Raw genomic sequence first — 13,502 nt, 5'->3', positions numbered from 1 at the left:
ATTAAAAACCAACACAACCGGCCGAACACTCTCGAACCTGACGACTGGGGTACAAATGACAGCACTGCCGATCCTCATCTTTTCCGTCGCCCTGCTTCTGGGTGGCGCCGTGCTTGCGCACCTGATCGGGGCGGCCTCCATCCTGTCCTTCATCGCCGCCGACAGGGCGCGCTTCCTTGCTGCGGCGCCCCAACGGATCATCGCTCATATCGACCTGTTCTCGATCATGTCGATGCCGTTGTTCATTCTGGCGGGTGAAATCATGAACCGTGCCGGCGTCACGAAAGCGCTGATCGATCTGGCCATGGCGCTGATGGCGCGTCTGAAGGGCGGGCTGGGGCATGTGAACATCCTGACGTCGGTGTTCTTCGCCGGGATTTCCGGGTCGGCGATGGCGGATGCGGCGGCGGTGTCCAACACGCTGGTCCCGGCGATGCGGAAGTCCGGCTACACGGTGCAATATGCCGGTGCCGTCACCGCCGCGTCTTCGGTGATCGGGCCGATCATTCCGCCGTCGATCATCATGATCTTCTACGGGGCGCTGATGAACACCTCGGTGGCAGCGCTGTTCATCGCGGGCATCGTGCCGGGTCTCATCATGGCGGTTGCGCTGTTTGGTGCGAACGCGTGGCTGGCGCATCGCCACGACCACCCGACGGGGGAGCGTGTCCCTGCACGCGAAGTGCTGCGCCGCGCGATCTATGCGCTCCCCGCCACCGTGATCCCCGTCATCATCCTCTCGGGTATCGTCTTCGGAGTCATGACCCCGACCGAGGCCGCCGGTGTCGCGGTCTGCTGCGCCATCCTCGCCGGGATCATCTACCGCCAGATGTCCTGGGGCACGATCATCAAGAGCCTCGAACGCACGGCAATCCTGTCCGGTTCGATCTTCATCCTGCTCTCGGGCGTGGCGATCTTCGGCTATCTCGCCGGTCTGGAGAAACTGCCGACGCTTCTGGCCGATGCGCTGATCGGGCTGGGGTTCGAGGGCTGGAAATACTTGTTGCTGCTCAACGCGGTCTTCCTCGTGGCGGGCATGTTCCTCGAGGTGCCGGTGGCGCTGGCCCTGCTGGTGCCGCTGCTCGTGCCCACGGGCATCTCGATGGGCGCCGATCCGATCCACCTGGGCATCGTCATCGTGGTGAACCTGATGCTGGGCATCGTCACTCCGCCCTTCGGTGCGGCGTTGCTGGTCGTCTCGGCTGTATCGGGTGCGCCCTACTGGGGCATCGCCAAGGCCGCCGCGCCCTTCCTGGTGGTCCAGCTTGGTGTCCTGCTGATCCTGACCTTCACCCCTGAATTGACACTGTTCCTGCCGCGCCTGGCCGGTTTCGTCGAGTGAGGAGAGACAGATGATCCGTATCGCCAATCTCACCTATGCCACGTCGCAACGGCTGAATTTCTTCGCCACCCGGATCGCCGCGCTGTGCTTCGGAGCGATGCTCTGTGTCATGATGCTTCAGGTGGTGGCGCGCTACGCCTTTGCCTCGCCGCCGTTCTGGACCGAGGAACTGGCCCGCTGGCTCATGGTCTGGGGCGGGTTGCTGGGCGCCTCGGCAGCGTTCCACACCCATGCCGACCCGGCGATGGTGCATCCGCCCAGCCACGTGATCTGGCGCCAGAAGGTGCAGGTCGTGGCGCGGTTCCTCGCGTCCTGGACCTTCTTCGCGCCCGTGCTGTGGTTCACCTGGCCGTATCTCGAACGCCAGATCGGGCGGACCTCCGAAGGGCTCGAAATATCCACCGCCTGGATGGCCTCGGCCCTGCCGGTCGCATTGATCCTGATCCTTTTCCACGGGCTTGCCGGTCTTGGCGCGCTCATCTCGCCGAAGGTTCTCGAGGAGGAGATCGCCTTCGCAAAATCCACTGAATCCAACATGCTGGAGTAACTGATGAACTTAACGTCCACCGCCACCCTCACCGCGCTGTTCCTGGCCTCGGCCGCCTCGGCGCAGTCGGTCAACGTCGCTCTCGATTCCAACCCCGATCGGGAGCAGTCCGGCACCTATCGCTATGTGGAAAACCTCTTCACAACGCTCGAAGAAGCAGGCTGGGACACCGAGACCTTCCCGCGCGACACAATCGGCGGCGAGGACGAGCGCCTTGACCAGATCCGCGCCGGTATCCTCGATATCTCGATGTCGAACTACGCCGTGGCAACCCAGTTCGTCGAGGAGATGCGCGCGCTGCAACTGCCCTACACCTTCGAAAATCCGGCGCACGAGTTCAAGTTCTTCACCGAATCCGACTACCTCGATCAGGTGAACGAAGAGCTGGCGGCCGAAGGGATGCGCATCCTGGCGATCGTGCCCACCGGGGGCTTCCTGGGCATCTTCAACAACGAGAAGGAAGTCCGCACCGTATCCGACATGGAAGGCCTGCGGATGCGCGCGCTGGATCCCAACCAGTTGGAAATGTTCCAGATGATGGGCGCCAGCGGCGTTGTCATCCCGTTCTCCGAAGTGCCGAATGCGATCCAGACTGGCATCGCCAACGGTTACGTCAACGCGTCGCTCGTGCCGCTGACCTTCGGGCAGGGCGACCTGTTCACCAACTTCACCGACGCCAAGGTGATCATGTCCGCCCGCCTCGCGCTGGCCTCCACCACGTGGTGGGACGGTCTGTCGGAAGACGAGCAGGCCACCTTCGAGAAAGCCTCCATAGACGCGCTGGCCGAGGTTTTCGAATGGGTCGACGCCTCCGAGGTCGTGCACAAGAAGAACCTCGAAGAAGCCGGCATCGCCGTTTACGAGCCGACGGAGGAAGAGCTTGCAACCTTCCGCGAGGCGACCCTGCCGATGGCCGACGTGCTGACCGAAGTGCCGGCCGAGCGGATCGAGGAACTGCGCGCCTTCGTCGCCGAATACGCGCCGGAGTAAACTTCGCCGCTTTGCATGATCGGGGGCGTCCTGCCGGGCGCCCCTTTTTCCGTGGCTGCCGGCACTTCGGAAATGATGCCGGGCGCGCGCTGCGGCCCGGCACCGTCCTGCTCCGGAGGCCTGATCAGAGGCTGAGGACCCCCTCGACGTCCGACAGCCGTCCGGCGGATTTCAACGCGGCGATGTCGGGGCCTTTTGGCGCGAGGTCAGAAATCCCCGCGATGATCGCCTCCAGCTCGGCGGCCACCGCCAGTACGCCCAGGTCGTCATAGCGCCGTCCGACAATCTGCAGGCCGAAGGGCATGCTGTTTGCGTCGGTCCCGCAGGGAATGGTGATCGACGGATGCCCCGCAACGGTGGAGGCATAGGCCATCGCCAGCCAGTGGTAGTAGCTCTTCGTCGCCACGCCATCGATCTCGGTCGGGTAGAGCTCGTGCCAGTCGCGCGGGCTGATCGTTACCGCCGGAGAGATCACGAAATCATGGTTTTCGAACCAGATCTGCCAGCGCTGGTGATAGGCGCCCTGCATCGACAGCGCCTCGGCGATGTCGTCGGGGGTGAAGCTGCGGCCTTCGCGGACGTTCTCCGTCACGTTCGGGCCGACCTGCTCGGGGTGATCATCCAGGCGCTTGCCGTGCGTGGCCACGAACAGGATGCCGCGCAGCACCGAGAAGATACGATCGGCATCGGCGCAATCGGGTGTCCCTTCATCGGCGGCGCCGAACAGCGGTGCAAGCTGCGGGACAACGCGCCGGAAGTGGTCGCGCACGATGCCTTCGGTCGGCGCAAAGCCGTAGTCCTCGGTGAACGCCACGCGCAGCGAGGACAGATCGCGGCGCGGCAGGGTGGCAAAGCGCGCCGGATTCCATGCGGTGCGGCCATCCACGACCGCCGTGTAGGGGTCGCGCATGTCGGGCCGTGCCAGCACCGACAGCATCAGCGCCGTGTCCTCCACGTTGCGGCCCATGGGGCCGGAGGTGGACAGCGGGAAGTACCCGATGCCGCGGGTGTTGCCCGGCACCACACCCGGCGACGGGCGATACCCCACGACGCCGCAGAAAGCCGCCGGGTTGCGCAGCGACCCGCCCGTGTCCGATCCGGTGGCCAAGGGGAAGTACCCGGCTGCCAATCCCGCCGCCGACCCGCCCGAGGACCCGGCGCAGGTGCGTGTCAGGTCATACGGGTTGGCTGTGGCACCGTAGACGCGGTTGCGGGTGTTGCCGCCCGCGCTCCATTCCGGGTTGTTGGTCTTACCCATGGGGATCGCGCCCGCGCCGCGCATCGCGGCGACCATGGCATCGTCCTTCTTGGCGATGTTGTCGCGGAACAGTTCAGACCCGAAGGTGGTTGGCAGGCCGGTCACGTCGATCATGTCCTTCACCCCGAATGGCAGGCCGTGGAGCGGCCCGAGTTCGGCGCCGGAGGACAGTGCCTTGTCCGCCGCCCAAGCCCCCGCCCTAAGCCCGTCGAAGTCCCGCGCCACCAGCGCGTTCACCGCGTGGTCCACGGCCTCCACACGGGTGATGCAGGCGTCGGCCAGTTCGGATGCGGACAGCGCCTTGCGGGCGATCAGGCGGCGCGCTTCGGCGGCGCCTAGGTCTGCGGGATCGGTGGGAGTGGAAGTCCGGTCCATGGGATGCGTTTCCTTCAGAAGAGGGCCTTGCGGAGCATATTCAGGGCCGCAAGGATGATGAACAGGGCAAAGACCTTTCGCAGCCGGCCCGTGGGAAGAACGTGGGTCAGCCGGGCGCCGATGGGCACGGTCACGAAGGTCATCGCCGTGATGGCGAGAAAGGCGGGAAGGCTGACGAGGCCCAGCGTGAACGGCGGCAGGGTGACGTCATCCGGCGATGCCAGCAGGTAGGTCACGCTGGCGGGGAGCGAGATCAGCAGCCCGAAGCCCGCCGAGGTGGCAATGGCCCGGTTGATCGGTGTGCCGTAGGCGGTCAGGGCGGGCACCCCGAAGGTCCCGCCGCCAATGCCGATCATGGCGCAGACAAAGCCCATCACGCCGGAATAAGGGGCATAGACCCGAAGCCCGGGGTGGCTGTCACCCAGCCGCCAGTTGGGGTTGCCGGCCAGCATGTAGATCCCCATGACCGTCGCAAGACCGCCGAAGATCAGCATCAGCGTGTCCGATTTCAGCGTGGTCGCCGTCAGCACGCCAAGGATCGCGCCTACCGCCAGCCACGGCGCCCAGGCCCGCAGGATCCCGACCTCCACGGCGCCGCGCCCGTGGTGCGCCCAGACCGACCGGATCGACGTGGCCACGATTGTGGCCGTGGACGTGCCGACGCAGAGCTGCATGACGATCCCGTCCGACGCGCCCAGCCCGCGAAAGATGAACAGAAGGACGGGAACGAGGAAGATGCCTCCACCGATGCCCAGCAGGCCCGACAACAGCCCGGCGAAGGCGCCGGTGGCCAACAGAAGCAGAAGGATGGGAAGCAGGGAGGGATCGAACACGGGGCGCGCTACGTCGTTCAGGGAATGCGCTGGCGGTAGCATTCAATTGAACGATGTTCAATTTTTGATGGGCTCGTGCCGAAGGCTTTACGGAAATAATCGCTGCCGGTGCCGCTTTGCGATGCACCGACCTTCAAGCGGTGGTTGTCAGGGAATCACGGAAGTCTGACGGTGCCGGCGCTCCTTGCGTGCCGCGTCGGGACCATCCCTACGTTGCTCTTGAGTACCCTCAGCCCCCTGCGGGCGCGGGGGCAACGGAGGCGCGGCCGATCCACTCTGCCGTTTCGAGGATTTGCAGTTCCCGCCCCGGTTCGCCGTTCAGGCGCCTCTGCATCAGGTCGGCAAGCGGGGTTCCGGCGTCTCGGAGCGCACGGCGGGTGACGGTCAGAGGCGGGTTCAGGTCGCCGGTCTCAATGCCCGGCAGGACATCGTCATGCGCGACGACAGAGAGGTCGCCGGGAATGCTGAGGCCCGCCTCGGCCGCGGCGTCGAGCACGCCGCCCGCCACCAGCGAATTGCAGCAGACGATCCCGGTCGGGCGATCGGGAAGGGCGATCAGCGCGCGCGTGGCGTCCCGACCGTAGGCGCGCGACGTGTCGCCGTAGCGGATCAGCTCGGGGACGGGGTGCAGCCCGGCCCTCATCAATGCATCCGCAAAGACTTCGGCCCGTTCCCTTGAAACCTGCCAGCCTGCCTCGCCGTTCAGAAGTGCGATCCTCCGGTGGCCGAACGCGGCCAGGTGGGCGACGGCCCTGCGGACGATATCAGCCGTGTCGAGGTCGAAGAACGGATAATCCGGGTCGGGGACATGTTTGCCATGCACCACGAAGGGCACATCCCGGCTGCTCAGGAACGCCATCCTCGCATCGTCTGCGCGTGGAAAAAGCAACACGAAACCGTCGAATACGCCCTGGCCGATCAGGCGGTCGTAGGTCTGCAGCGGGTCCGCGTCGGTCGAGATGTGCAGGATGAGATCGAGGCCCCGGGCTGCCATCGCCTGCGTGATCGAATGGGCGATCTCGAAGAAGTGGGGAGACTCGAAGTCGGCGGGCGCAGTGTCGAGGACAAGACCGACAATCCCCGACCGTCCGGAGACCAGTTTTCGGGCGCTGTGGTTCGGACGGTAGTTCAGTTCGCGGGCAACCTCCCTGACCCGGGTGCGGGTCGCCGGAGACACATCGTCGAAACCGCGCAAGGCCCGGCTGACCGTCGTCGCCGTCAATCCGGTTATCTTCGCGATGTCCTTCAGGGTTGCCACGTCTGGGATGTCCTTCGGAATGCCGTCCGAGATTTACGAGGTCGGTGCAAAGAGGGGCCGCTGTCCCGGTACCCTCACCAAGCGGCAATCGTGAGCGCGGTCAATGCGCGATCCGCCAATTTCGGGAATATTTGTTGTCCTTAACGTTAAGATATGTGATCTGAACGTTAAGGATTGCGGTGTGGTTGGATTCGCCATCGGTTTCGGACTGAGCGTCTCAACATGCCACCACCACCAGATCCGCCTTGTGAGAGGCGATAGTCACCTGAAGGACAGCGACGCGATGCAACAGGAAACCGTCCGGACCACCGCGCAGACCACCCCCGAATGGTGGAAGACCGGTATCATCTACCAGATCTATCCGCGCTCCTTTCAGGACAGCGACGGCGACGGTGTGGGCGATCTTGCCGGGATCGAAAGCCGCCTCGACTATCTCGCGGACCTTGGTGTCGATGCCATCTGGATCTCTCCGATCTTCCCGTCGCCGATGGCCGATTTCGGCTATGACGTCTCGGACTACCGCGACATCGATCCGATGTTCGGCACGCTCGCGGATTTCGACCGGCTCGTCGCGGCCACCCACCGGCGCGGGATGAAGCTGATCCTCGACTTCGTGCCCAGCCACACGTCCGAGCAGCATCCGTGGTTCGTCGACGCCCGGTCTTCGCGAAGCAGCCCCAAACGGGACTGGTATGTCTGGCGCGACGCCAAGCCCGACGGCAGCCCGCCGACCAACTGGATCAGCGAATTCGGCCGTCCCGCATGGACCTGGGACGAGGGCAGCGGCCAGTACTACCTCAACATTTTCCTGTCCGAGCAGCCGGCGCTCAACTGGCGCAATCCCGAAGTGCAGGCCGAAATGCTCGACACGCTGCGCTTCTGGTACGACCGCGGGGTGGACGGGTTCCGGGTGGACGCCATCACCCATATCGCGCCCGATCCCGACAAGGGCGATCACCCGCCCGATCCGAAATGGCAGGAGCACATGGACCCCTCCTACCGCTACCTAAAGGTGCACTCCAAGCATCAGCCGGAGGGGCTCGACTTCGTCCGGATGATGCGCCGGGTCACCGACTCGTATCCGGACCGGGTGCTGATCGGCGAGACGGACGGCGAACTGAAGGCCGTCATGACCTACTACGGCGAGGCATTCGACGCCTTCCAGCTGCCGTTCAACTTCACGCTTCTGAACGCGCCATGGAAGATGGCGGAAATCGTGCGCCGGGTCGAAACGTACGAAGCCGCCCTGCCGGACGGGGGCTGGGGCAACTGGGTGCTCGGCAACCACGACTGCCGGCGCATCGCCAGCCGCGCCGGTCCTGCACAGGCTGCGGTGGCCGCCACGCTCCTGCTGACGCTCAGGGGCACTCCGACGATGTACCAGGGTGACGAACTGGGTATGGAAAGCGCCGAGATTCCGCCCCACGCCGTTCGTGACCCGTGGGAAAAGCAGGTGCCGGGCCGCGGGCTGGGTCGCGATCCGGCCCGCACGCCCATGCCGTGGGAGCGGGGCCCGACCCATGGCTTCAGCGACGGCGATCCTTGGCTTCCAGTCTTCGTTCCGGCGGGCGGAGACGTGGCGGCTCAGCGGGCCGATGCCACTTCCCTGCTCAACTATGTCCGCGCATTGATCGCGTTGCGCCGTGAGACGCCCGCGCTGACGCTTGGCACTTGCGAGACAATAGTGGCGCAAGACGGGGTCTTCGTCTTCACCCGCCGCCTTGATGGTGCGGTCTTTCACGTCTGCCTGAACTTTACCGCGGAAACCAGGCTCTGCCCGGTCAAGGGCGAGGTCGTCCTATCCTCCCGCCATGGGTCCGAGGGCGGTGCGGTAGATACCTTGCAGCTTGCGCCCGATGAGGCGGCAATCATCAAGGCCGCCTGATCCGGCAGGACAGCAATAAGCTGGCGGCGGTCGCATGCCGCCGCACCGATCCAGTCACTGGTACAGCGTGCTCTTGCTCATCCCGCCGAACCTCACGCGAAGTCGCCCGTACCGATATCGATGGTGTCGACGCCTGCCAGCAATACGGTGTAGCCGCCGCCGGTCAGCACAGTGCCTGCACCACCGCCGTACTCCGCCACGGTGAAGTCGGCGAAACCCAGCCCGTCGGCGGAGAAGTCGAGCACGTCGATGCCATCCTGGAAGTCGGTGATGGTATCCATGTCACCCGCGGTGGTGAACTTGAAGCAGTCCGCTCCCGCCCCGCCGGTCAGCACGTCGTTCCGCCACTGGCCGTCGAGAGTGTCGTCGCCGTCTCCGCCGTACAGGCTGTCGCTGCCGCCACCCCCGTAAAGAACGTCGTTGCCGGCCTCGCCGTAGAGTTCATCGTCGCCGATTATGCCGTTCAGCACATCGTTTCCATCACCGCCCCACAGGGTGTCCTTGCCCGCCTGGCCGAATATGAAATCGTCGCCGCCGTTGCCATGCACCTCGTCGCTGTGCTTGTCGCCAAAGACGATGTCGGTTTTGTCGCCGCCGATGATCAGGTCGTTGCCCCTGTGGCCGCGCATCACGTTGTCGCCAGCGCCGCCATCGATTGTGTCGTTGCCTGAACCCCCATAGAGGAAATCGGTCCCGCCGCCGCCGTAGATACTGTCGTTGCCGTCCTCGCCGTAGATCTCGTCGTTGCCGAAGATTCCGTGCAGGACGTCATGGCCCGCGCCGCCCCATATGAGGTCGTTGCCCGCCTCGCCGTAGACGAAATCGTCTCCGCCGTGGCCGTAGAGCGCATCGTCCTGCCTGCCGCCATGGATGATGTCGGTCTGCTCGCCACCGTCGATGAGGTCGCGGCCGGTCTGGCCGCGCATCAGGTTCGTGCCGCCTCCGCCGGCCATGATGTCGTCGCCCGCTCCGCCGAGCATCGTGTCGTCGCCGTCGAAGCCCTCGATGACGTCGCTGCCGACGGTGCCCACGAGGCTGTCGGCGCCCCCGGTCCCGATGATCCTCGGAACCGTGCCATCGGCGGTGCCGATGACGATCACCCGGACGGCGGTGGCCTGCGCCGCGCCATGGTTGTCCCGGATCTCCACCCGGTATTCGATCACCAGCGCGTCCCCGCTGCCCAGGTGCTGGAACTGGGCGGGATCGGCGTCGAAGGTCCAGATCGCGCTGCCGTCCGGAGAGCTGCCGGAGGTGACAACCGACAGGCTGAACATCGCCTCCAGCGCTGCCGCGTCAAGGCTGCCCGGGTTGCCGGTCGTGCCCAGCAGGCTGAAGGATGCCGTCTGGGTATCCACCGCCTCGGGGTCGGAGAACAGCAAGACACCGTTCACAAGCGACGGGTCGCGGCCCAGGGACGGATCGAAGGGATCCAGGTCGGCGCTGTCTCCGACACCGTCCCCGTCGCCGTCCTCCTGCCCGGGGTTCGCGACGAAGGGCGCGTTGTCGGCGCCGTTCGCAACGCCGTCGCCGTCGTAGTCTGCGGCGGGGTCGAGCGGGGCGGGCGGGCCCTCGAACTCACCGGCGAGGATCGAGGTCGCCGTGTCGATCCGGGGTGCGTCGTTGACCGGATCGACGGTCAGCGAGACGGTCGCGGTGGCGGTACCGCCATTACCGTCGTGGACCACGTAGGAGAAGCTGTCGGTCCCGTTGAAGTCGGCGTCCGGGACGTAACTGTAGCTCCCCGAAGGGTCGAGGATCAGGGTGCCGCTCGTGGCATCCGTGCCGATCGTGAAGGTCAGTACGTCCCCGTCGGCGTCGGAGACAAGCGCCGCGAGGTCGCCGGTGATGACCGTGTCCTCGTGTCCACGCCCTGAAGCATCCCCTGCCGACGGCTCCGTGTTCGGTCCCGTGCCGGATGGCAGGTACATCCGTGCCTTGATCGCTGCGCCACTGCCGTCCTGCATGATGTCGCGGCTGTGCCAGGACACCACGAACCCGCCGCCGGGCAGGTTCGTGACCTCGGGAAATTGCTGGTCAAACTGCCCTTCGTCGTTGACGAGGAATTCGTCCCCGACAGGGGCGCCCTCGGCATCGAAGACCTGCGCCTTGATCGCACTGCCGCTGCCGTCCTGCCTGTAGTCGGCGGTCTGCCAGGTCGCCACGAAGCCGCCGTCGGGCAGGCCGGTGATCGAAGGGTAGTCCTGTCCGCCCGCCGCTTGGCTGTTGAGGCGGAACTCGTCCCTCACCGGCGCGCCTGACGCGTCGAAGATCCGCGCCTTGACTTCGGTGGAGTAGCTGCTTGGCACGGAAGGATCATAGCCGCGCCAAGTCACAATGAACCTGCCGTTTGCGAGGCCAGTGATGCCGGGGTTGTACTGGTCACCCGCCGACTCGCTATTCACCAGAAACTCGCCGCCCACGGGCGTGCCCGCGGCGTCGAAGATCTGGGCCTTTATCTCGAAGTCGCTGCGGTTCTCCTTGATCTCGTCGGTCCGCCACGTCACCACGAAACCGCCGTTGGTCAGTCCCGCCACCGCAGGGTCGACCTGATCCCTCGAGGTCACGCTGTTCACGAGGAATTCCACCCCCACAGGCGTGCCCGAGGCGTCAAATACCTGCGCCTTGACCGCAGCGCCGTAGCCGTCCTGTGAGTAATCCTTCGTGTACCACGTGACGACGAACCCGCCGTCGGTCAGGCTCGTGATCCTGGGGTTGAGCTGTTCCTGAGCGGTCTCGGTGTTGACGAGGAACTCGCCGCCCACGGGTGCGCCTGTGGCGTTGAAGACCTGCGCCTTGATCGCGTCATAACTGCGGTCTTGCGCGCTGTCTTGAGTGCGCCAAGTTATCACGAATCCGCCGTTGGCAAGGGCTGTGATCTCGGGAAAGACCTGGCCGCTATTTGCCTCACTGTTGACCAGAAATTCCGCGCCGACCGGATCGCCCGCGGCGCCGAAGACCTGGGCCTTGATGGCGTAGCTGCTGCCGTCCTGCGTGGTGTCGCTCGTGTGCCAAGACACGACGAACCCGCCCTTCGTCAGGCCCGTGATTGTCGGGGAGAACTGCCAACCCTCCGTCTCGCTGTTGACCAGGAACTCGTCACTCGCGGTGTACCGAGTCTCGGTGACCTCGTCTTCGACGGCGATCCGGAACACCTGCTCCCCGGAGTTGCCCTGCGGGTCGGTGATCCTCAGGGTGAGCGATACCTCCGGTGTCGTCTCGTGATCGAGCAGGGTGTTGTCCAGGACGACAAGCGTGTTCCCCTTCAGACCGAAGGCGCCGTTGGCGTCATCGGCGATCTCGATCTGGAACCCTGCGCCGAGCGGGAACTGAACATCGGCGAAAGACGTGTTCGAGATGTGCGTCTCGCTCACACCCGTGGTCGACAGCGTCAGCTCGGGGATATCGTTGCGCGCCTCGTAGACCTTCGCCTTGATGGCAGAGCCGCTGCCGTCCTCAGGACTGCTTGTGGTGCGCCACGTCACCACGAAACCGCCGCCGGACAAGGCAGAGATTTCAGGGTCGTACTGGCCGCCTGAACCTTCGCTGTTGACGAGGAACTCTTCGCCCACAGGCGCGCCGTCGGCGTCGAAGACCTGCGCCTTGATCGCCGAACCGCTGCCGTCCTGTTTGTAGTCCTCGGTGTACCACGTGATCACGAAACCGCCGTCGCCCAGGGCGGTGATCTCCGGTTCGTACTGGTGCTCCACGCTTTCGGTGTTGACCAGGAATTCGCCGCCGACCGGTGCCCCCGAGGCCTCGTAGATCTGGGCCTTGATCGCGAACCCGTCGCCGTCCTGCCAGACGTTCTTGGTGTCCCATGTCACCACGAATCTGCCACCGGTCAGGCCTGTGACCGCAGGACGGTACTGACCGCCGGCCGTTTCGGTGTTGACCAGGAACTCGCCGCCCACCGGGAAACCCGCGGCACTGATGATCTGGGCCTTGATCGCGGACGTGCTGCCGTCGTCCGGCCTGTAATTGGTGCGCCATGTCACCACCAGCCCACCGTTGGTCAGCCCGGCGACCCTGGGTTCGATCTGAGACCCCTGAGCGGCGGTGTTGACGAGAAACTCCGCCCCCACTGGCTGGGCCGCCGCGTCGAAGGTGCGGGCCTTGATCGCGCTGGTGCTGCCGTCCTGCGTGCCGTCGTGGGTATACCACGTCACGGCGAAGCCGCCGGTGGCCAGCGCGCTGATCTCGGGCGCGGCCTGTCTGTCGTACGTCTCGCTGTTGACCAGGAATTCCCCGCCCACCGGCGTGCCGGCCGCGTCGAAGACCTGCGCCTTGATCGCGTTGCTGCTGCCATCCTGAGCGGTGTCGTCGGTCTGCCACGTGACGACGAACCGGCCGTCATTCAGGCCCGTGACCGCAGGAACGGTCTGGTTCTGCACCGTCTCGCTGTTCACGAGGAATTCCGGCCCCACGGCCGCGCCCGCCGCGTCGAAGACCTGTGCTTTGATCGCCGACCCGCTGCCGTCCTGCGAGGTGTCGCTGGTGCGCCAGGTCGCCACGAAGCCGCCGTTGCTTAGACCCGCGATCGCCGGTTCGTCCTGGGTAAGCCTCGTTTCACTGTTGACGAGGAACTCGCCTCGATCCGCGTAATAATTCGTCATCACTCAATCCTCGCTACCCGAACCGGGGCAAATACACGTCCCGTCACCCGTCACCCGTCACCCGTCACGATCAGCCGCCAGCGGCCCCAATACAAAAACAATCCGAACCCAAGGTCCGCTCGAACAGTCTTTAACCTTTTCTGCGCAAAAAACAGGTCGGAAAATGAAGGTTGGGAGTTCCTGGATCGCTGGCCGTTTGGCAATCCAGCTCCGGGGGGAAGCAAGGCTTTCCGGCACGCATGGGTGCAGAGCAAGGCTGTGCCGACAAAAACGGATCATCACCTGCGTTTGGGTAGGTCCTTTGTCACCTTAGTGTGCCGAAAGCGAAGCGAGCGCTCTCGGCACACTCACCATCGATGAGCGACCGGCAGCGCGGGCCTCCATCCTCACTGACCGCATCG

At 65.1% G+C, this 13,502-nt stretch carries 8 protein-coding genes; 4 read left to right on the top strand and 4 right to left on the bottom strand.

Annotation, left to right across the window (positions count from 1 at the left end):
- Positions 1-55: 55 nt before the first annotated feature.
- Genes ACU0DV_RS11495 through ACU0DV_RS11485 form a run of 3 tightly spaced genes read left to right on the top strand, consistent with a single transcriptional unit; the run spans position 56 to position 2,879 of the window.
- The gene (locus ACU0DV_RS11495; protein WP_100929067.1) at positions 56-1,342 is read left to right on the top strand and encodes a TRAP transporter large permease; all 1,287 of its coding nucleotides are present in this window, start codon (positions 56-58) and stop codon (positions 1,340-1,342) included.
- A 10-nt stretch (positions 1,343-1,352) separates the two neighbouring features.
- Positions 1,353-1,889, top strand: a complete 537-nt coding sequence (locus ACU0DV_RS11490) for a TRAP transporter small permease (RefSeq protein WP_283981314.1) — start codon at positions 1,353-1,355, stop codon at positions 1,887-1,889.
- Positions 1,890-1,892: 3 nt separating this feature from the next.
- Positions 1,893-2,879 (top strand): TRAP transporter substrate-binding protein, encoded by a 987-nt coding sequence (locus tag ACU0DV_RS11485; protein WP_446242687.1) that lies wholly within the window; start codon positions 1,893-1,895, stop codon positions 2,877-2,879.
- 124 nt (positions 2,880-3,003) lie between these two features.
- Here ACU0DV_RS11485 and ACU0DV_RS11480 read toward each other — a convergent pair whose 3' ends face one another.
- The 3 genes from ACU0DV_RS11480 to ACU0DV_RS11470 all read right to left on the bottom strand — a co-directional run bounded on the left by ACU0DV_RS11480 (position 3,004) and on the right by ACU0DV_RS11470 (position 6,603).
- On the bottom strand, positions 3,004-4,512 hold the full coding sequence (locus ACU0DV_RS11480; RefSeq protein WP_446242688.1) for an amidase: 1,509 nt from the start codon (positions 4,510-4,512) through the stop codon (positions 3,004-3,006).
- Between the two features lie 14 nt (positions 4,513-4,526).
- Positions 4,527-5,345: a sulfite exporter TauE/SafE family protein gene (locus tag ACU0DV_RS11475; protein WP_100929071.1), complete on the bottom strand. Its 819-nt coding sequence runs from the start codon at positions 5,343-5,345 to the stop codon at positions 4,527-4,529.
- 229 nt (positions 5,346-5,574) lie between these two features.
- Positions 5,575-6,603, bottom strand: a complete 1,029-nt coding sequence (locus ACU0DV_RS11470; protein ID WP_446242689.1) for a LacI family DNA-binding transcriptional regulator — start codon at positions 6,601-6,603, stop codon at positions 5,575-5,577.
- 283 nt (positions 6,604-6,886) lie between these two features.
- Here ACU0DV_RS11470 and ACU0DV_RS11465 point away from each other — a divergent pair, with 283 nt between their 5' ends.
- Entirely contained in the window at positions 6,887-8,488 is a 1,602-nt protein-coding gene (locus ACU0DV_RS11465) for an alpha-amylase family glycosyl hydrolase (protein WP_446242690.1), read from the top strand.
- 92 nt (positions 8,489-8,580) lie between these two features.
- On the opposite strand, the gene ACU0DV_RS11460 is transcribed toward ACU0DV_RS11465, so the two are convergent.
- Positions 8,581-13,101 (bottom strand): Ig-like domain-containing protein, encoded by a 4,521-nt coding sequence (locus ACU0DV_RS11460; protein ID WP_446242691.1) that lies wholly within the window; start codon positions 13,099-13,101, stop codon positions 8,581-8,583.
- Positions 13,102-13,502 lie beyond the last annotated feature (401 nt).

It is taken from the genome of Sagittula sp., assembly GCF_052825245.1.
This window is presented reverse-complemented; position numbering and strand designations above follow the sequence as displayed.

Excerpts from the sequence above, each read along its gene's own strand:
- ACU0DV_RS11495 (WP_100929067.1), top strand. The coding sequence starts at position 56 with ATGACAGCACTGCCGATCCTCATCTTTTCCGTCGCCCTGCTTCTGGGT.
- ACU0DV_RS11490 (WP_283981314.1), top strand. The coding sequence starts at position 1,353 with ATGATCCGTATCGCCAATCTCACCTATGCCACGTCGCAACGGCTGAAT.
- ACU0DV_RS11485 (WP_446242687.1), top strand. The coding sequence starts at position 1,893 with ATGAACTTAACGTCCACCGCCACCCTCACCGCGCTGTTCCTGGCCTCG.
- ACU0DV_RS11480 (WP_446242688.1), bottom strand. The coding sequence starts at position 4,512 with ATGGACCGGACTTCCACTCCCACCGATCCCGCAGACCTAGGCGCCGCC.
- ACU0DV_RS11465 (WP_446242690.1), top strand. The coding sequence starts at position 6,887 with ATGCAACAGGAAACCGTCCGGACCACCGCGCAGACCACCCCCGAATGG.
- ACU0DV_RS11460 (WP_446242691.1), bottom strand. The coding sequence starts at position 13,101 with ATGACGAATTATTACGCGGATCGAGGCGAGTTCCTCGTCAACAGTGAA.